Source organism: Pauljensenia sp. UMB6358, assembly GCF_030216865.1.
Classification (GTDB): Bacteria; Actinomycetota; Actinomycetes; order Actinomycetales; family Actinomycetaceae; genus Pauljensenia; species Pauljensenia turicensis_A.
This window is the reverse complement of sequence record NZ_JASOMS010000025.1, coordinates 1-661: the sequence shown is the minus strand read 5'-3', so window position 1 is coordinate 661 and position 661 is coordinate 1. Positions and strand designations below refer to the sequence as shown.

At 52.2% G+C, this 661-nt stretch carries 2 protein-coding genes; both read right to left on the bottom strand.

Annotated features, from left to right (window positions below):
* Positions 1–135: 135 nt before the first annotated feature.
* Entirely contained in the window at positions 136–474 is a 339-nt protein-coding gene (locus QP381_RS08455) for a hypothetical protein (protein WP_048707087.1), read from the bottom strand.
* On the bottom strand, positions 471–661 hold a 191-nt coding region (locus tag QP381_RS08450; RefSeq protein ID WP_285068473.1), incomplete at its 5' end, for a hypothetical protein. The genes QP381_RS08455 and QP381_RS08450, both read right to left, overlap by 4 nt.

Below are 661 nucleotides of genomic sequence, written 5' to 3'. Positions count from 1 at the left end.
CTGTTTTGTTTCTTCTTTTGGTAGCAGTCGCTGTGGTAGACGGCCCATGGGGTGCCGTCCGTTTTGTAGAGGCTGTTGGTGTTGGTTAGTTTTATGGGCTGCCCGCACCCGGCGCAGGTGCGGGTAACCGTGCGGTTAGAGGTTGATGAGGTCATCCCAGAAGGACTCCATAAATTTTCCGTTGCAGATGCAGGCCGGCACCATGACCACGTCGTCTGAGAGTTCCTCGTTAGCGCGTTTTATGCGTTCGGCTTCCTCAAGGAAGAAGTCGATTTTCTGCGCCGTACTGGCAAAGAATGTGATGGCGGTTTCCGCGTCCACACTTGCAGAAGCAAGGTGGTCGCGTTGTTCGATCGTGGATTTACTTCCGGCCTGGTCCTCATTTTCTAGGTAATTATCAAGCATGGAACGAGCGTTGTATACTGCTTCGACGGCCTCGGCCCACGCTTTTCTGGTAGCTTCTTCTGCGCTCATTCTTCTTCACCTCCTTTTAGGGCTTTTCCCAGCGAGAGAATATGCGCGTAAGCGTCGTCGATGTCTTCTAGACACTGGGTAAAATCGTCCGAGCGGAAGCCGTGCTGTTTACTGGCTTCTGTTTCTTCCTTAGGCAGCATGTAATACTGCTTCGCATGCCAGAACCGCATTTGCGCAATTGCTAAGT

What these genes read in the sequence shown, in the direction of transcription:
- QP381_RS08455 (WP_048707087.1), bottom strand. Translation starts at nt 474, where the DNA reads ATGAGCGCAGAAGAAGCTACCAGAAAAGCGTGGGCCGAGGCCGTCGAA.